Consider the following 17976-nt stretch of genomic DNA (forward strand, 5'->3'; position numbering starts at 1 on the left):
AGTAGGCGGCATGTTGACTGACGCGTGGGCGCGCTCGGGTTGATCGCTCACTCAACCAATCATGCTCGTAGTTGACTTCATGCTGCAACCGACTCCCTGATAATTTCACCGGGAGGTTATCCGTATGGTGGCATCATCAAGTCGTTGTCAGACCGCTGCTGGTGACTGTCCTTCAGGAGGTAGGGCGTGAACGAGGCTCGCTCGGGCAGTGGCGCCAGTGCGCCCACCGTTCTCCGCATGATCCTCGGCCGACGGCTCCAGGAGCGGCGGCAGAGCGCGGGCGCCTCGCTGGAGGACGCGGCGACCGCGCTGCGGGTGACGACGCTGACGATCCGCCGGCTGGAGAAGGCGGAGGTCGCCCTCAAGCCGCTGTACGTCGAGAAGTTGCTGGAGACGTACGGGGCCGACCGGCAGGAGATCGACGAGTTCGTCGCCCTCGCCGAGCAGGCCAACGAGCCGGGCTGGTGGCACGCCTACCGTGACGTCCTGCCCACCTGGTTCTCCGCCTATGTGAGTCTGGAGAGCGGCGCCAAGACCCTGCGCACCTACGAGCCGCACTACGTCACGGGCCTGCTGCAGACGTGGGGGTACGCCCGTGGCGTGCTGCGCGGCGGCTTCCCGAACGAGAGCGAAGAGGACCTGCGCAGACGGGTCGACCTGCGGTTACGGCGCCAGAGTCTGCTGACCCGAGCGGACGCGCCCACGCTGTGGGTCGTGATGGAGGAGGCCGTGCTGCACCGCGTGGTGAGCGGCCCCGAGGTGATGCGGGAGCAGATCGACAAGCTCCTGGAGATCTCGGAGCTGGAGCACGTGAGCCTCGACATCGTCCCGTTCACCGCGGGCGCCCACGTCGGCGCGTGCGCCCCCTTCACCTACTTCCGGTTCGAGGAGCCCGAGCTGCCGGACGTCGTCTACAGCGAGATCCTGTCCGCCTCCATGTACCTGGACCAGCGTTCCGACGTCTCCGCCCATCTGGAGGCGCACAACCGGATGTCGCTGCTCACCTCATCGGCGGACAGCAGGGCGCTCCTGACCCGTATGCGCAAGGAGTACTCATGACCACCACCAGCAGCGTCTACAACGGGATGCCCGCTTCCGACCTCGGCGAGCAGGGCTGGGAATGCCCCTGGAGCGGCCCCAACGGGGGCCAGTGCGTGGAGACCAAGCGACTCGCCGACGGCCGGGTCGCGATGCGGCAGTCGACGGATCCGGCGGGCCCCGCCCTGATCTACACGCCGCAGGAGATCAGCGCGTTCGTCGAAGGGGTCAAGAAGGGCCTCGCCGATCACCTGACGGTCGGTCGCGCCGGCCGGCACGTCAGCGCACACCAGTTGAAAGGGACAGCATGACCACCCCCCACGCAGCGCGGGACATCGACACCAGCAGGCCGCACTCCGCCCGGATGTACGACTACTACCTGGGCGGCAAGGACCACTTCGAGATCGACAAGACGGCGGCCGAGTCGGTCGCCGGGGTCTACCCCGGCATCTTCGTCTGCGCCCGCGAGAACCGCGCCTTCATGCACCGGGCCACCCGGGTGCTCGCGCGGGAGCACGGCATCCGCCAGTGGCTGGACATCGGCACCGGCATTCCCACCGAGCCGAACCTGCACCAGGTCGCGCAGTCCGTCGTGCCCGACGCCCGTGTGGTGTACGCCGACAACGACCCGTTGGTCCTCAAGTACGCCGAGCGGCTGATGCGCAGCACGCCCCAGGGCCGCACCACGTACATCGAGGCGGACGTGAACGACCCGGGCTCGCTCCTCGACTCACCGGCGCTGTCCGAGGTCCTGGACCGCGACCAGCCGATCGCGCTCTCCCTCAACGCGCTGATGCACTTCGTCACCGACGCGCAGGACCCGTACGGAATCGTGAGCCGGCTGCTGGACTTCCTGCCCTCCGGCAGCGCGCTGGCGCTCAGCCACTGCACGCCCGACTTCGACCCGGACACCTGGCAGAAGGTCACCGACATCTACACCAATGCCGGTACGCCCGTGCAGTTCCGCTCGCAGAGCGCCGTGGCCCGTTTCTTCGAGGGCCTCGACCTCCTGGAGCCCGGCATCTCGGTCGGCCACCGCTGGCGCCCGGACGCGGCGGCGGCCACGGCGACCGACGACAGTGCGGAGCCGCTGACCGACGCGGTGGTCAGCCTGTGGACCGGCGTGGGCATCAAGCCCTGACCGGTCCCTGGCTCAAGACGCTCAAGGGACTTGCGCGGAAGAGTGGGGCGTGCCTGTCACGCCCCACTCTTCCGCGCACTGGGTTCGGCGTACTGGTTCGTCCATCGTTCATACGGCACTCACTCGCGCGAAGGCATCCGTTCGGGCCGGGCAGGAAGGGTCCTGGCGGCCTGTCAAACGATCTCAGGACGGATCTTCGTGACCGAATCGCGCGTTCGCCGCCGGCACCGCACCTTCCGCTTCTTCCTCGTCGGGATCGTCGCCCCGACGCTGGCCGTCGGCGCCCTCACGGCGTCCCCGGCCCACGCGGCGGCGGCCGACGACATCCGGATCAACGAGGTGGTGACCACCGGGGACGTCAACGACTCGGTGGAGCTGTACAACAGGGGCACCGCCACGGTCGACCTCTCGGGCTGGATCCTCAAGGACGACAACAAGAGCTCGAAGTACGCGATAGCGTCCGGGACTTCGCTCGCCCCGGGCGCCTTCCGGGCATTCGACGTCCATGGCGCGTTCGGTCTCGGCTCCGCCGACCAGGCCCGCCTCTACCTCCCGGACGGCAGCACGCTGGTCGACAGCTTCACCTGGTCCGAGCACTCCGACCCGTCGTGGTCGCGCTGCCCCGACGGTACGGGCGCTTTCGGCTCCGCCGCGCTGACCCTCGGCGGCCCCAACGCCTGCGGCAGCGGCGGCATTTCGCCGACGGCCTGGCCCGGCGGCAGTTCGGTCGCGACCGCCGACGCCTCCAACGCGTTCGGCTCGGATCTGAGCGGCCTCTACCAGGAGGGGAACGTGCTGTGGGCGGCGCAGAACAGCGGCAAGCTGTGGCGTCTGGTGCCGAACGGCTCGACCGCCTGGAAGGCGGACACCACCGGCGGCTGGACCTCCGGCAAGTCCCTCCGGTTCCCCGGCGGTTCGGGTACGCCGGACAGTGAGGGCGTCACGCTGACCGGCGCCGGCGCCACGGGCGGCGCGTACGTCGCGAGCGAGCGCAACGCGGACTCGTCCGGCACCAGTCGGCTGTCCGTCCTGCGCTACGACGTCGGCTCGACGAGCAGCACGCTCACGGCGACGAAGGAGTGGAACCTGACCTCCGACCTGCCGTCGGTCGGCTCCAACCTCGGCCTTGAGGGCATCACTTGGATCCCCGACACCACCCTGACGGCCGCCGGCTTCAAGGACTCCTCGACCGGCTCGGCCTATGACCCCGCCCGCTACGGCGCCCACACCGCCGGGGTGTTCTTCGTCGGCGTCGAGGGCACCGGCACGCTCTACGGGTACGTCCTCCAGGACTCGGGCACCTTCACCCGCGTCGCGACCATCAGCAGCGGCATGGCCGGTGTCATGGAAGTCCAGTGGGAACCGCAGGCTTCCCGGCTTTGGGCCGTGTGCGACGACACCTGCGACGGCCAGCACCGCACGCTGAAGATCGACTCCTCCGGCGCCTTCGCCACCACGGCGATCTACAATCGCCCCTCGGGCATGGCCGACCTCAACAACGAGGGCTTCGCCGTGGCCGGTGCCGACGCGTGCTCCGGCGGCACCAAGCCCGTCTACTGGTCCGACGACAGCAACACCGGCGGCCACGCCCTGCGCAGGGGCACGATCACCTGCTGAGGCCGCGTCGGCCTCAGTGACCGTCGCAGCAGCCGTCCCTGCGCATCAGCCGGCCCACCGTGAGCCAGTCGTCCGCGGCGGCCACGGTGCGCCGGGCGGACGGCTCGAAGGCGGCGACCAACTCCTCGGTGGCGTACGGCACTCCGCCGCGCAGGACGGAGACCGTGCGCACGAGGTCGGCGAAGTCCGTGAACGGGTCACCGTCGACGACGGTCAGGTCGGCGAGCCTGCCCTCCTCGACCGTGCCCAGGTCGCGGTCGAGGCCGAAGAGCCGGGCGGGCAGGACGGTCGCCGTGCGCAGGGCCTGGGCCGGGGACAGGCCCCCGCGGTGCAGCGCGCGCAGGCCCAGGTGGAGGGAGAGGCCGACCGGGACGAGCGGCTGGTCCGTGCCGAGGGCGACGAGTCCGCCGGCGGCCAGGACCCGCCGATAGATGTCGGTCTCGGTGCGGAGGGTGGCGAGTTGGGCCGCCGTGGGCGGGACGCCGGCCGCCTGGGTCACGGCCGCGGTGTCCCACGGCGGCATCACCACGGTCACGCGCGGGTCGTCGGCGAGCGCGGGCTCCTCACCGAGCAGAGGCGCGGCGGTGAACGGCGTCGCGATGAGCGAGAAGCCGACACCGCGTGCGCTGTAGATCTCCACGACGTCCTGACCGGCACGGCCGGTCGCGGTGACCGCATGCCCGAACTCGGCGCGCTGCGTGGCCTGCAGATGGGTCGTCACATCCTGGCCGAGCTGCACGCCGGGCGAGAGCAGGTGGCTGCCGGCCCGCACTCCGAGACGTTCGTGGGCGAAGCGTGCGGCCTCCTCCATCACCCAACCCGGCGCCCGCACATAGGTCTTGACGAAGTCCCAGTCCAACGCCTCACCCCGTTCCAGGGACCGGTGGAGCCCCTCCCGGGTGCGGTGGGCGCGGCCCATGCTGTACGCGACCCGGGCCCCGTCGAGGAGTTCGCCGGTGGTCAGCAGGCGCGGCCCGGCGAGCTGTCCGCCGAGCACCGCCTCGCGGATGCGGGCCTGTTCGTAGGCGAACCCGCCGAGGGAAACGGCGGTGGTGATGCCGTAGGTGAGCTGGCCGACGGTCTGGCGTCCGCCATAGGTGCTCTGCCAGGGGTGGGTGTGGGTGTCCCACAGTCCCGGGACGACGGTTCCGGTCGAGGCGTCGACCCTGCGCAGGGCGGCCGGTCGTCCCGCCCTGTGCGGCTCCACCGCCGTGATGCGTCCGCCGCGCACCAGGATGTCGACGTCGTCGCGGGTCCCTTCGCCGGTGCCGTCCCACAGGCGTCCGGCGTGCACGACGACGTCGGCGGGGGTGGGTCTGGTGGTGTCGAGCGGGATGCGGACCGTGCGGGCGGTACCGCCGGTGACGGCGAGCAGCCGCAGTCGGCCGCCGGAGAGGTAGAGGAGGGTGGCGGAGTCGCCGGACCAGGAGGGGTGGTCGGCCGGTTCCGTGATGAGGGTGCGCAGCTCACCGTTCGGGGTGCCGTCGGGAGCGACGGGCAGCAGGCAGAGCGCCGACTCGACGATCACCGCCATCCAGCGGCCGTCCGGGGACCACACGGGCCCGGAGTCGTACCGGTCGGCGATCGACGTGTGGGGCGCGACCGTGTGCAGGCGATCGGTGCCGGTCGTGGTGTCGACGATCCGGATGACGTTGTAGCCCTCCCGGAAGCGGGAGTTGAGCCGGTTGCGGTCGCAGAGGGCGAGATACCGCCCGTCGGGGGACCAGCTGGGCCGACCTGGCTGCCCGCCCCCGCCGAGCGCCGTGACCAGGACGCGCTCCTCGCCGGACGCCAGGTCGCGGACGATCAGCCGGCCGGTCAGGTCGAGACAGGCCAGCCGCTGCACGTCGGGCGACAGTGCCGGGAACGTCCGGCCGCCGGTCGCGAGCGCGGTCTCCGCTCCGGTGGCGAGATCGTGCCGGTACACACCGAGGAGTCCGTCACGGTCGTCGACGTAGACGAGCGACTTCCCGTCGCGCGCCCAAGTGGGCCCGAGCAGATAACGCGTTGAGGACGCGGCGTGCAGTCGGCGCGGCGGGAGGCCTCCCGAACTCCGTCCCAGCCAAAGCGAGTTGAGGGCCGCGAAGGCGATCTGGCGGCCGTCGGGTGACAGCGCGGGCAGGTGCAGGGCGCGTACGGGACGGGCGCGGGCCTCTCCCAGGTCGTAGGCCTTCGTCCTGTACTTCGGCCGCCGCACGGGGAGTTCGCCCTTGAAGGGGACGGTCTCGGGATGTGCGGGGCTGTCCGGGCGTACGAAGGTGAAGGTGCCGTCGACGGTCAGGAGCAGTTCTCCGGTCGCCGTCCAGCGTGGGGGTACCGGCGCGATGTCGCCGGTGACCGGGACGGGACTGCCGTCGACGACGAGGGTGCAGGAGGCGTTCGGGGCGGCCGTGGTGCGCAGGTGGGCGAGGCGGCCGTCGGGAGCGAGGGCGGGGGTCATGACCTGCGCGGCCACGGTCTCCGTGTGGTGCACGACGACCGGGCCGGTGCCGTCGGCGGGGGCGGCGGCGACCGTACGGGCTTCCAGGGCCGCGCCCAGCGCGGTGGTGACGACCTTGGCGCGGACGAACAGGATGCGGGTGCCGTCCGGTGACCAGGTGGGGTCGAAGTCCTCCCACGGACCGTCCTGGAGCGGGCCCTGCTGGCCGGACACTCCGGTGACCCGGGTGATCGCGCCGGTGCGCAGGTCGAGGACGTGGACGCGGTAGGGGCTGCCGTCGACGGGGTCGCCGCCGCGTTCGGAGGCGAAGGCGAGGCGGGTGCCGTCGGGTGACCAGGCCGGGCCGCGGTCGTCCCAGGGGCCGTCGGTGCGTCGGCGCAGGTCGGAACCGTCGGGGCGGACGGTCCAGAGGTGGAATCCGCCGCCCCGGTAGGCGCAGAAGGCGATGAGCTCGCCGTCCGGGGCGTGGGTGGGGCGGTTGGGTTCCAGGTCGGCGGGGGTCAGCGGGTGGGCCGTACCGCCCGCGCGGGGCAACGACCACAGGACACCCTGCACTTCGGCGATCAGGCGGTCGCCGGAGGGTGCGAGGGTCGCCGAGCCGTTGGTGGCTCCGGTGAAGGAGAGGGACGGGAGGCCGGTGGCAGGTCGTGCGGCCACCGCGGTCGCGCCCACGAGGGGCACGGCGCCTGCGGCGGCGAGGAGTTGGCGGCGGGTCGGACGGAAGGAGGTGCTCCAGTCGCGGTCCATGCCACCACCCTGGCGTACCGGCCGTCCCTGCATCAACGCTGTTCACGGCCATCACAGTCACGTCACCCGGTTGGGCGGGCACCCGGATCGGCGGGGCGCCCGGAGCACCCGGGCTAGGAGTATCCCAACTGGCGCCTCATATAAGGGGTCATGAGGGTCTTCGCCTTGGCGAGGGTGGTGGTGCGGCCGCCCAGGATCGCGGTCTCGCCGCCCGGCACGGGCAGCACGGTCACTCCGTCGGCCGGGCCGAACGGCACGATGAAGGGGGTGCGGTGGATCGGCCGGTACAGGCGCAGGCCCTTGCGGTGCTTGCCGGGGTTGTTCAGGTAGCCGCGGATGTTCCAGGCGGCGAGGTCGGCCTGGGCGAGCGCGGCCGGGGTGATCTTGAGCTCGGTGGCGTCGTTCACGTCGCCGACGGCGAACACGTCCGGATGGCCCGCGACCCGCAGCGTCCGGTCGACCCGCACGTGTCCGGCCGGGTTGAGCCAGTCGCCGTGCCCGGCGAGCCGCAGCCAGAGCGTGTTGGGGGTGGTGCCCGTGGCCCAGAAGGACAGGTCCGCGGTCATGACGTTGCCGTACGCGTCGCGGTAGCTGCCGAACTCGTTGCCGGGCGACATGAAGGCGTCGAGCCGCACCTCCACGTCGTGGTCCTCCAGCCAGGCGCGGGCCTTGTTCCCGGCCCGGGCGCCGATGGTGGAGTGGAGCAGCGCCGGACCGGAGTGGGCGAGCGTGACCCGGGCGTCCGGCCGGGCCAGCCGGATCTCGGAGCTGAGTTCCACGCCGGAGGGTCCGCCGCCCACGACGAGGATGTGGTCGGCGAGCGAGATGCTCCGCTGATGCTCCGCGAAGGCCTTGCTCGCCTCCTCGGCGGTGGAGCCGGTGAAGCGGGCCGGTTCCGGGTAGTCGGCGCCGGTGGCGATCACGACCACGTCGTACGGGAGCCGCTCCCCCGTGCCGAGCACCACCTGCCGCTCGGCGGTGTCCACGCGGACCGCCTTGCCGACGGCCAGCCGGCCGTTGCGCAGCAGCCGGTCGTAGGGGATGAAGGGAGTCGCCGTCCACTCGGGGCGCACGCCTGCCCGCAGGGAGGCTATGCGGTGGAAGAACATCTCCTTGCGGTCCACCAGCGTGACCCGTGCGGTGCCGTCCAGCCGTCTGGCCAGCCGGACGCCCGCATAGCCGCCGCCTATCACTACCACGTCGCCGTGATGCACACCGAGTCTCCTGCGCCTGGAGGTGGGGGGAGACGAGTGCCCGTGGCGGAGGGGCCGCCGTTGGCCACTCGATGACGGTGAGCGTAGCGCTTGAACTCTAAAGCGCGGCACGGGAGTTGTGCGTGTCTTGTGAATCGGGGGGTTTCGTTCCGCTATGCGCCGGCAGCCTCGTGTTCGGCTGTCGGGGGGCCTGCCTTCGTTCAACTGTGGGACAGCCTGCGCGTATCGCGAAGGAAGGCAGCGGGCGTCGCTACTCGGCGGACAGCGCCTCCCGCATCGCCTTGGCGGTCCCGGCCGGGTCGTAGCCCTCGGGCACGCCCGGGACCAGCACGATGTCGCTCTCGATGTGCCGTGCCCGCAGGGGCGCGATCTCCTGGTACTCCGGCGAGTCCCACCAGGCCCGTGCCTCGGTCATCCCCGGGAAGGCGATCACGACGACGTGGCCGGGCCAACCGCCCTCCACCACCTCGTGCTTGGCCGCGTGCACGAGGAAGCGTCCGCCGTAGGGCTCGAAGGTGGCGGGGATGCGTTCGATGTACTCGGCGATCTCCGGGTGCGGGGCGGCCTCCTGCAGGTGGGCTATGGCGTAGGCGGTCATGTCGTCCTCCAGGTCGGCCGGTTGGCTACGCAGCCGATCGTGACATGGCCGGGCGGCGCGATCGATTACCTCGGAGGTAAGGCGGGCTGCGGCTTCGAAGGGCCCGCGGAAGGCCCCGCCGGTACGCCCACCGAAGTCCGCGCCGGATCTCCCGCCCAGAGCCCCGCCGAAGGTCCCTCGCCTTCACGGCAACCTTTCCCGACCCGGCGGCGACCTGTGGTCGGAATCTCCTGTCAGGGGTGGTCCGTTCGGGCCCGCCGGTCTCTTGTTCCACGTAAGGATGCAGTCGTGACACCTTCCTCGCACCGCCGTCCCGGCGGCAGCCGGCGCGCGGTTCTCGTCTCCGCCGTCGCCGTGGCGGCCGTCGCGCTGGTCGTGTCCCTGGTCATGGCCTTCCGCAGCGGCGGGGCGCCGGGCTCAGGACAGGTCGCGGCGGCTCCGGCCGCGAGCACCCGGACGACGACCTCGCCGGCGGCGTCCGCCGAGCCGAAGCCGTCCTCGTCCGCCGCCTCCCCGAGCACGACGGCCGCCTCCTCCCCCGCGTCGTCCCCGCCCGCGACCACCAAGGCCCCGCGGAAGCCGACGGCCACCCGCACCGCGCAGGCGGCGCCGGCCGCGGCGCCCGCGGCGGGGCGGATCCGGCCCGGAGTCACCTACCAGGGGCTCGCCACCAGCTACGACATCGGCAACGGGGACGGCGCCTGCTCGTACGGGCCGAGCACCGACACCATGACCGCCGCGATGAACCACACCGACTACGAGACCGCCAAGGCCTGCGGGGCGTACGTGCGGGTGCGGTCGGGGGGCGCCTCCGTGACCGTACTGATCAACAACGAGTGCCCCGAGTGCGCGCCGGGCCAGATCGACCTCAGCCGGCAGGCGTTCGGCAAGCTCGCCGCCCTCTCCAAAGGCCGGATATCGATCACCTGGAGCCTGTTGAGCCCCGCCACGAGCGACCGGCTCTCCGTCCGGTACAAGACCGGCTCCAGCCGGTACTGGTGCGCCGTCCAGCCCATCGGCCACCGAAACCCCGTGGCCCGTCTGGAGGTTCAGGCTGGTGGCACCTGGCGTGAGCTGGCCCGCACCGACTACAACTACTTCCTCTCCGAGAGCGGCAGCGGCTGCGGCGGCGCCCTGCGGATCACCGACATATACGGCGAGCGGCTGACCGTCGGCGCCGTCGCGGTGCGGCCCGATGTCGTCCAGGCGACCGGGGTCCAGTTCGCCCGGCACTGACCCGGTCTGCCTGATCCACGCCGGAACGGGCCCTCGAACGGATCGGTAGAGTGTGCTGTCCATGCCACAGAGACAGTGCTCCGAACGGATCCGTCCAGGCCAGACCCGGTGAGGGAGACACGGTGACCCTGCGCGAGGACGATCCACGGTCGGTCGGCGGATACCGGCTCGAAGCGCGGATCGGGACCGGCGGCATGGGCGTGGTGTACCTGGGTCGCTCGACGTCGGGACGGGCCGTGGCCGTCAAGGTCGTGCACACCAAGTACGCGGACGACCCCGAGTTCCGGGCCAGGTTCCGGCAGGAGGTGGTGGCGGCACGACGGGTCAGCGGCGCGTTCACCGCCCCGGTCGTGGACGCCGACCCGGACGCCGAACGGCCGTGGATGGCCACCGCGTTCGTCCCGGGCCGCACCCTCTCCGAACGGGTCGACGAGTCGGGCCCGCTGGACTGGCCCTCGCTGCGTCGCCTGGGCACCGAACTCGCCGAGGCGCTGCGGGAGATCCACCGCGCGGGGGTCGTGCACCGGGACCTCAAGCCCAGCAACGTGCTGCTGCTGGAGGGCGAGGGTGACGACGGGGCGGTCCGTGTCATCGACTTCGGCATCTCGCGCGCGGCCACCAGCGACGTCCGTACGCAGACCGGCATCGTGATGGGCTCACCCCCGTTCATGGCACCGGAGCAGTTCAGCCGGCCGCGCGAGGTCGGACCGGCCGTGGACGTCTTCTCGCTGGGCGCGGTGCTGGTCTACGCGGCCACGGGGCGCAGTCCCTTCGAGGCGGACAACGCCTATCTCGCCGCGTACAACACCGTGCACAGCGATCCCGAACTGGGCGAACTGCCGGGCCCGCTGCGCGCGTTGGTGTCCCTGTGCCTGACGAAGGACCCCGCGGGGCGGCCCACTTCGGGCGAGGTGCTGGAGGCGCTCGCCGAGGTGCCGGAGGAGCAGCCCGTCGAGGAGCCCGGCGACGTGCCGGCCCCGCTTCCGCTGACCGACGCGACCGACACGGCGATGCTCCGGCCCGCGCGGGACGCCGGCAACAGGGGCCGCAAGAGGCTGTGGACCGCCATCGCCGGCGCGGCGCTTCTCGCCGTCGTGGGCACGGCCGTGGTGACCCTCATGCCGGCCGGGGCGAGCGACGAGCCCGACGGCAGGGCCACGGCGACGAACTCGTCCTCGTCCTCCTCGACTCCGGCGGGCTGGAAGCCGTGGCACAACGCCCTGGAGCCCGACAAGGACTCGCCCATGGCGATGAAGCCGTCCTGCACACCGAGCGCCCTCGGCGTCTTCTGCTCCTCGGAGCAGATCGCGTTGATGCGGCTGAACCCCGCGACCGGCCGCACGGACTGGTCCAAGCCGATGAGCGAGAAGCAGGTCAGCAGCTTCTCGATCAACTCGCCGGAAGTCCACGACGGTGTGGTGTTCGTCAACAGCGCGGACCGCACCGAGGGCATGGACGCCTTCGACGGCAGGACCGGGAAGCGGCTGTGGCATCTGGACGGACCCCTCGGCCAGTACAAGCCCCTGGGCGAGGTGCTGCTGGTGCGCCTGGACCCGCTCGGGCCCGCCGAGAGCGCGCGCTATGCCGCGTACGAGCCGCGCACGGGCGAGGAGTTGTGGCGGCGCACGTTCAAGTCGTCCTCGGCCAGCCCCTTCTACGAGGGACCCAAGGGCACGCTCTACGCCGACCTGCGCGGCGGCTCCGGCGGCATCTCCCGGCTCGACGCGCGCACGGGCCGGGCGCTGGGCAGCGTGGACGCGCCCAAGGGCGACCTGTGGCTGGCGACCGTCCATGACGCGAAGGCGTACTACGCGCGCTGGGAGAACGACACGGGCGTCTCCGCGGCCTTCTTCATCCAGGACCTCGAGAGCGGCAGGAGCCGGCGGATCGACTTCCCCTGGAGCGTCGAGCCGGAGGCGCCGCCGCTCGTGGCCGGCGACACGATGTACATCTTCGACTACGGCAACGAGACGCTGCTCGCCCTCGACCTGACGCAAGGCAAGCCACTGTGGACCAGCTCGCGCGAGCTGCGCGTCTTCAGCGAACCGGCCGTCCAGGACGGGCGGTTGTACGTGACCATGCCGGACACCAGCGTCCTCGCCCTCGACCCGCGCACGGGCAAGGAGATCGGCCGCACCGACCCGTCCTTCGACACCTCGGGCCGCTCCTTCGAGGAGCTCTCCCCCAGCGGGACACCGCCGTTCCTGGTGGACGGGGTGCTGTACGGGGTGACCGGACCGGGGGTCTTCTCGGTCGCCGACGTCTCCTGAACCGACGTCGGGCGCCTGCTGAACCGACGTCGAGCGTCTGCTGAATCGGCGTCAAGAAGTATCGATTCAGCCAACAGACACTTGTTTGTGGCGAAAAAGTGAAGGAGTTGTGTTTGAGTCAGGATTGACTCGTGCCACCTCAAAGGGGGGACCTTTGGTGAACGCAACCATCTCCAACTTCCACTACGGTGCCGTGACTCTGGTCGCGGCCTATCTCATGGCCTGTCTCGGTGCGGCCCTGGGACTCCGATGCACCACACGCTCGTTGCGGCGCACCCGTAGAAGAGCCGGCTGGCTCGCGCTGGGCTCGGTGTCCATCGGCTGCGGCATCTGGACCATGCACTTCATCGCCATGATCGGTTTCAGCATCGACGGCTCGCTGGTCAACTACGACACCGGACTGACCCTGCTCAGTCTGATCGTCGCGATCGCGGTCGTCGCCGTCGGTGTCTTCCTCGTCGGCTACCGGGGCGGTTCACCGCTGAATCTGGGTGTGGCCGGAATCATCACCGGACTCGGCGTGGCTGTCATGCACTACCTCGGCATGGCAGCCGTCCACACCAACGGCACCATCCACTACGACACGACGACCGTGGCGCTGTCCGTGGTGATCGCCGTCGTGGCCGCGACGGCGGCACTGTGGGCGGCGATCTCCATCCAGAAGCTGTGGGCCAGCCTCGGCGCCAGCCTGATCATGGGAGTCGCCGTCACCGGCATGCACTACACCGGCATGGCCGCGGTCTCCGTGACGCTCGACGGCACCGGCGGCGCCGGGCAGTCGTCCACCAGCCTGATGGCGTTCCTGCTGCTGATGCTGGCGGGGCCGCTCGCCGTGCTGCTGGTCGCCGCGGTGATCGTGATGTTCGACCCGGACATGATGGTCGCGGAGGTGGATCCGGACCGGGTGGGGTGGACGCAGTCCGAGGGGGACGACCTGTTCGCGCCGCAGCAGCAGGGCCCGCAGTCGGGTCCGTACGCCTCCCGGTGACCGAACGGCCCGCCCCGGCCCGGCGACCGCCGTGCCGTCGACCCGGTCAGCCCTGGCCGGCGTGCAGGTGGCTGTGCGAGACCTCGGGCGGGCAGGGGCGCTTGGCGGCTCGGCGGTCGCGGCGCCAGTCGTCGATCGCCAGGGCCAGCGCGCACAGCACCGGCAGGACACCCAGGCCGACGGCGATCGCCACCGCGGCGGGGTAGTCGCGCCGGCCGGTGCCGAGGACGACGTAGAAGAGACCGGGCAGGGCGGCCGTACCGATGGATCCGCCCAGGCGCTGGCCGGTCTGGAGGGCTCCGCCGGCCGCTCCGGCCATCCGGACCGGGACGTCCCGCAGGGTCATGGTGACGTTGGGGGAGATGACGCAGCCGCTGCCCAGGCCGCCGATGAAGAGCGCCGGGGCGGCCAGCCAGCCCGCGCTGTCGGCGGGGGCGAGCCACAGGATCAGCGCGGTCCCGCCGAGGCCGAGCGCGACACCGGCCAGGCCGCAGACGGTCAGCAGTCTGCCGAACCGGTCCACCGACCGGCCCGCGAGCGCTGCGGCCGCGGCCGAGCCGATGGCGAACGGCGTGACCGTGAGCCCGGAGCGCAGCGGCGAGTAGCCCAGGCCGTCCTGGAAGAACAGGGCGAACACCAGCCACACACCGCTGAAGCCCACGAAGTACAGGGTGGCGATCGTGGCGCCGACGGCGTAGCCGCGGGTCTCGGTCACCAGGCGCAGATCCAGCAGCGGTTGACCCTCCCGGGTCACAACGCGTCGCTCCCACCGGACGAACCCCACCAGGCACACCACGCCCACGACGAACAGCCACCACAACCGCCGTACGCCACCGGACTCGGCCAGCACCAGCGGCAACATCAGCGCCAGGACTCCGCAGCCGAGGAGCGCGACGCCGCCCAGGTCGAGGCGTTCGCGGCGGCCGGGGGCGGTGACGGGGATCAGGCGCATGCCGAGCACCAGGGCGAGCGCACCGACCGGCACATTGACGTAGAAGATCCAGCGCCAGCCGTCGGGGCCGTCGGCCAGGCTGAGGATGAGGCCGCCGACGACCGGTCCCACGGCGCTGGAGATGCCCACGGTCGCGCCGAACAGGCCGAAGGCGCGCCCGCGTTCGGCGCCGCGGAACAACTGCTGGATGAGGGCGGAGTTCTGCGGGGCGAGGCAGCCCGCGGCGGCGCCCTGGGCGATCCGGGCCACGACGAGGAGCGTGATGTTCGGTGCGGCGCCCGCGGCGGCGCTGCACAGGACGAAGGCGGCGAGCGCCAGCAGGAAGATACGGCGTCTGCCGATCGCGTCACCGATCCGCCCGGCGGTCACCAGGACCAGGGCGAAGGCGAGGGCGTAGCCGGACACCACCCATTGGATGGCCGGTGCCGTGGTGTGCAGGTCGCGCTGCATGGACGGCAGCGCGACCGCGACGATCGTCACGTCCAGAAGGCTCATGAACCCGGCCACCAGGGTGACCCACAGCGCTTTCCAGCGTCGGGGGTCGGGGGTGTCGTCCGGCTGCGTCGGCACTGCTCCTCCTGCGTCGGTCCGTCACCTGTCCGTCCGGCAAGCATGGCCCGGTGGGGCGGGAAACGGATTCATTGACAGGGCGGCGGACGAAGAGACGGTTGGGGCTCCCGGGTCCCACGAATTCATCGGTGCGCACATACTCGATACGCGGGTGATCCGCCGACAGGAGGTGTGCGGGCGTATGCACGTATCTGGCCGCCGTGTCCTGACCTGGTTGCGGGACCACGATCCGGGGCTGGTGGCGACCCGTCGGGCCGGGCGCACGGCGCTGGTCATGCCCGGCCTGTTCGCGCTGTGCAGCCAGGTGCTGGACTCGCCGACGATCGCCACCTTCGCCGCGTTCGGTTCCTTCTCGATGCTGCTGCTGGTGGAGTTCACCGGGCCGATGTCGCAGCGGCTGCGGGCGCACGTGGGGCTGGCGGTGGCCTGGGCGGCGCTGATCTGCGTGGGCACGCTGGTGGCCCGGCAGACCTGGCTCGCGGTCGTCGTCACCGTCGTGGTCGGCTTCCTGGTGTTGTTCTCGGGCGTGGTCAGCTCGGTCCTCGCGGGTGCGTCGACGGCGCTGCTGCTGGCCTTCGTGCTGCCGGTTGCCTCGCCCGCGCCGCTCTCCGAGCTACCCGACCGGCTCGCCGGCGCCGGGCTCGCGGCGGTGGCCGCCATGCTCGCGATCTCCCTGCTGTGGCCCCGGCCCACCGCGGACCCGCTCGGCGCACCCGCCGCCCGCGTCTGCCGCGCCGCCGCGGCCCAGCTGCGCGCCGACGCCTCCCGGCTGGCCGGGGAGCCCGACGCGCCGAGCCCCAAGCAGTGCCGGGTCACCGCGGACGACGCCGCCGCCGCGGCGGCCGACCTGCGCACCGCCTTCGACGCCACGCCCTACCGGCCGACCGGACTGTCCACGGGCTCGCGCGCCGTCGTCCGGCTGGTCGACGAGCTGACCTGGCTCAGCGCCATCGTCGCCGACAGCACGCCACCGCCCGACGACACCGACCGCGCCGCGCCCGACTGCGACCGTGACGCCCATTCCGTACGACGGGCCGCCGCCACCGTCCTGGAACGCGCCGCCGATCTCCTCGACACCCCGCGCACCGCACCCGACGCACTGCGCGCCGCCTCGGCCGAGTTGCGTGCCCTCATCGACGGCATGGAGCACGGCGCCACCACCAGGCTGCCCGTGCACCGGCCGCGCCCCGGTACGGAGTCGGAGATCCGTGCCTTCATCGGCGCCCTGGACCTGTCCTTCCGCGCCCAGGAACTGGGGTTCGCCACCCTCCAGATCGCGGCCAACGTGGATCTGGCCGCGGCAGCCGAGCACCGGAGCTGGCCCGAGCGGCTCCTCGGCCACGAGCCGGACTCCGTCACCGGACCGCTGGCCTCGGCGCGGGAGCGGGCCGGCGCGCATCTCCAGCGCGAGTCGGTCTGGCTGCACAACAGCCTCCGGGGCGCGCTCGGCCTCGGCGTCGCGGTCGCCCTCGCCGACCTGATCAGCGCCCAGCACTCGTTCTGGGTGCTGCTCGGGACTCTGTCGGTGCTGCGCTCCAACGCCCTCAACACCGGGCAGAACGCCGTCCGCGCCCTGGCCGGCACCCTCGCCGGGTCGGTCCTCGGGGCCGGGTTGCTGCAACTGATCGGCGACCACGACACCGTGCTGTGGTTCCTGCTTCCGGTCGCCGTGCTCGTGGCGGGCATCGCGCCGGCGGCGATCTCCTTCGCCGCGGGACAGGCGGCCTTCACCGTCACCCTCGTCATCCTGTTCAACATCGGCCGGCATCCCGACTGGCACATCGTGCTGTTCCGGATCGAGGACATCGCCCTGGGCTGCGGGGTGAGCGTGCTGGTCGGTCTGTTCTTCTGGCCGCGCGGCGCCACGGCCGCCGTGGACCGGGCGCTGGCGGCGGCGTACACGGACAGCGCGCGCTATCTGGCGGGCGCGGTGCGCTACGCGGTCGGCCGCTGCGCCGCCGGTCTCCCGCCCGTCGCCCCGCCCGACGAGGAGAACCGGCAGGCGGCCGCCGCGGCCCGCCGGCTGGACGACGCGTTCCGCAGCTACCTCGCCGAGCGCGGCGCCAAGCCCGTACCCCTGGCGGACATGACCACTCTGGTCACGGGAGTCGTCGGACTGCGCCTGGCAGCCGATGCCGTACTGGGCCTGTGGCAGCGATCCGACGAGCAGCCCGCCGGTTCGGACCGGGCCGACGCCCGCCTCGTCCTCCTCGGCACCGCCGACGGGGTGTCCGGCTGGTACCGCACCCTGGCCTCCGGCCTGGACGAGGGCGCCCCGGTGCCGACCCCGATGCCGCCCGACCCCGCCGCCGAGGCCCGCCTGGTCGCCTCGCTGCGGCAGGATCTGCGGGACGAGAACGGCCGGGCCACGGACACGGCCGTCCGCATCATCTGGACCGCCGACCATCTCGACGCGGCCCGCCGCCTCCAGCCCTCGCTGGCCGCGGCGGCGAAGCCGGACACAGGGGAACGGGGTATCAACTCGGCTTCGCGCCCAGCCGGTTGATGTCCCGGCTGTCGAGGACGTGCCGCTCCTCCGCGCCCGGGTCGGCCGCCACCACGATCATGGCGCGGCCCAACGCCTCCGTGGTCGTGGTGTGACCGGGCGCGAGGCGGTGCAGGACGGGGTAGAGCCAGGAGGTCAGGCCGTAGATCACGCGGTAGGCGGACGTCTTGGAGACCGCCCCCTTGAGCGGCCGGATGTAGCCGGGCCGGAACATGTAGGCGTTCATCGGCAGTGCCAGCAGGGCGTTCTCCGTGCGCCCCTTCACGCGGGCCCACATCGTGCGGCCCTTCTCGGTGCTGTCGGTGCCCTCGCCGGAGACGTAGGTGAAGGTGAGCCCGGGGCTGCGTTCGACGAGGACGCGGGCGGCGGCCAGCGTGTAGTCGTACGTGATGCGGGTGTAGTCGGCCTCGTCGCGACCGGCACTGGACACACCGAGGCAGTAGAAGCAGGCGTCCAGGCCGGTCAGTTGCTCGGCGAGAGCGGTGAGATCGGTGAAGTCGTCGTGGACGATCTCGTGCAGCTTGGGGTGGCTGACGCCGAGCGGGGCACGGACCACCACGACGACACGGGCGACCGCCACGTCCTCCAGGCAGGCGTGCAGCACTCCATGGCCGACCATGCCGGACGCACCGAAGATGACGACGTTCACGAGCGGCTCC

The 17976-nt window shown here is 71.9% G+C and carries 13 protein-coding genes; 8 read left to right on the forward strand and 5 right to left on the reverse strand.

Going from position 1 to position 17976, the window contains the following annotated elements; all coding sequences use genetic code 11:
• Positions 1–186: 186 nt before the first annotated feature.
• The 4 genes from ACIP6U_RS11705 (at position 187) to ACIP6U_RS11720 (ending at position 3796) form a co-directional block, all read left to right on the forward strand.
• Positions 187–1059, forward strand: a complete 873-nt coding sequence (locus tag ACIP6U_RS11705; RefSeq protein WP_401715255.1) for a helix-turn-helix domain-containing protein — start codon at positions 187–189, stop codon at positions 1057–1059.
• On the forward strand, positions 1056–1349 hold the full coding sequence (locus ACIP6U_RS11710; protein WP_401715257.1) for a DUF397 domain-containing protein: 294 nt from the start codon (positions 1056–1058) through the stop codon (positions 1347–1349). The genes ACIP6U_RS11705 and ACIP6U_RS11710 overlap by 4 nt, the downstream gene beginning before the upstream one ends.
• Entirely contained in the window at positions 1346–2179 is an 834-nt protein-coding gene (locus ACIP6U_RS11715) for an SAM-dependent methyltransferase (RefSeq protein WP_401715259.1), read from the forward strand. Before ACIP6U_RS11710 ends, ACIP6U_RS11715 begins: the two co-directional genes overlap by 4 nt.
• Positions 2180–2377: 198 nt before the next feature.
• The gene (locus ACIP6U_RS11720) at positions 2378–3796 is read left to right on the forward strand and encodes a lamin tail domain-containing protein (RefSeq protein ID WP_401715261.1); all 1419 of its coding nucleotides are present in this window, start codon (positions 2378–2380) and stop codon (positions 3794–3796) included.
• Between the two features lie 13 nt (positions 3797–3809).
• Here ACIP6U_RS11720 and ACIP6U_RS11725 read toward each other — a convergent pair whose 3' ends face one another.
• The 3 genes from ACIP6U_RS11725 to ACIP6U_RS11735 form a co-directional block, all read right to left on the reverse strand.
• Positions 3810–6983: an amidohydrolase family protein gene (locus ACIP6U_RS11725; RefSeq protein WP_401715263.1), complete on the reverse strand. Its 3174-nt coding sequence runs from the start codon at positions 6981–6983 to the stop codon at positions 3810–3812.
• Positions 6984–7096: 113 nt separating this feature from the next.
• Entirely contained in the window at positions 7097–8197 is a 1101-nt protein-coding gene (locus ACIP6U_RS11730; protein ID WP_401715265.1) for an NAD(P)/FAD-dependent oxidoreductase, read from the reverse strand.
• Between the two features lie 250 nt (positions 8198–8447).
• Complete coding sequence (locus ACIP6U_RS11735; protein WP_401715266.1) at positions 8448–8795, reverse strand: DUF1330 domain-containing protein; 348 nt, start codon at positions 8793–8795, stop codon at positions 8448–8450.
• Between the two features lie 288 nt (positions 8796–9083).
• On the opposite strand from ACIP6U_RS11735, the gene ACIP6U_RS11740 reads away from it, so the two are divergent.
• The 3 genes from ACIP6U_RS11740 to ACIP6U_RS11750 all read left to right on the forward strand — a co-directional run bounded on the left by ACIP6U_RS11740 (position 9084) and on the right by ACIP6U_RS11750 (position 13289).
• On the forward strand, positions 9084–10031 hold the full coding sequence (locus ACIP6U_RS11740) for an expansin EXLX1 family cellulose-binding protein (protein WP_401715268.1): 948 nt from the start codon (positions 9084–9086) through the stop codon (positions 10029–10031).
• A 122-nt stretch (positions 10032–10153) separates the two neighbouring features.
• Positions 10154–12301, forward strand: a complete 2148-nt coding sequence (locus ACIP6U_RS11745; protein ID WP_401715270.1) for a PQQ-binding-like beta-propeller repeat protein — start codon at positions 10154–10156, stop codon at positions 12299–12301.
• Positions 12302–12458: 157 nt separating this feature from the next.
• On the forward strand, positions 12459–13289 hold the full coding sequence (locus ACIP6U_RS11750) for an MHYT domain-containing protein (RefSeq protein ID WP_401715272.1): 831 nt from the start codon (positions 12459–12461) through the stop codon (positions 13287–13289).
• 46 nt (positions 13290–13335) lie between these two features.
• On the opposite strand, the gene ACIP6U_RS11755 is transcribed toward ACIP6U_RS11750, so the two are convergent.
• Positions 13336–14811 carry an MFS transporter gene (locus ACIP6U_RS11755; protein ID WP_401715274.1) on the reverse strand — a complete coding sequence of 492 codons (1476 nt, stop codon included), beginning with the start codon at positions 14809–14811 and terminating at the stop codon, positions 13336–13338.
• A gap of 181 nt (positions 14812–14992) precedes the next feature.
• Here ACIP6U_RS11755 and ACIP6U_RS11760 point away from each other — a divergent pair, with 181 nt between their 5' ends.
• The gene (locus tag ACIP6U_RS11760) at positions 14993–17317 is read left to right on the forward strand and encodes an FUSC family protein (protein ID WP_401715276.1); all 2325 of its coding nucleotides are present in this window, start codon (positions 14993–14995) and stop codon (positions 17315–17317) included.
• Here ACIP6U_RS11760 and ACIP6U_RS11765 read toward each other — a convergent pair.
• The gene (locus tag ACIP6U_RS11765; protein WP_401715278.1) at positions 17289–17966 is read right to left on the reverse strand and encodes an NAD-dependent epimerase/dehydratase family protein; all 678 of its coding nucleotides are present in this window, start codon (positions 17964–17966) and stop codon (positions 17289–17291) included. The two genes, ACIP6U_RS11760 and ACIP6U_RS11765, sit on opposite strands and share 29 nt — an antisense overlap.
• Positions 17967–17976 lie beyond the last annotated feature (10 nt).

Source organism: Streptomyces sp. NPDC088794 (assembly GCF_044750545.1).
Taxonomy (GTDB): Bacteria; Actinomycetota; Actinomycetes; order Streptomycetales; family Streptomycetaceae; genus Streptomyces.

Excerpts from the sequence above, each read along its gene's own strand:
- ACIP6U_RS11710 (WP_401715257.1), top strand. The coding sequence starts at position 1,056 with ATGACCACCACCAGCAGCGTCTACAACGGGATGCCCGCTTCCGACCTC.
- ACIP6U_RS11715 (WP_401715259.1), top strand. The coding sequence starts at position 1,346 with ATGACCACCCCCCACGCAGCGCGGGACATCGACACCAGCAGGCCGCAC.
- ACIP6U_RS11725 (WP_401715263.1), bottom strand. The coding sequence starts at position 6,983 with ATGGACCGCGACTGGAGCACCTCCTTCCGTCCGACCCGCCGCCAACTC.
- ACIP6U_RS11735 (WP_401715266.1), bottom strand. The coding sequence starts at position 8,795 with ATGACCGCCTACGCCATAGCCCACCTGCAGGAGGCCGCCCCGCACCCG.
- ACIP6U_RS11760 (WP_401715276.1), top strand. The coding sequence starts at position 14,993 with ATGCACGTATCTGGCCGCCGTGTCCTGACCTGGTTGCGGGACCACGAT.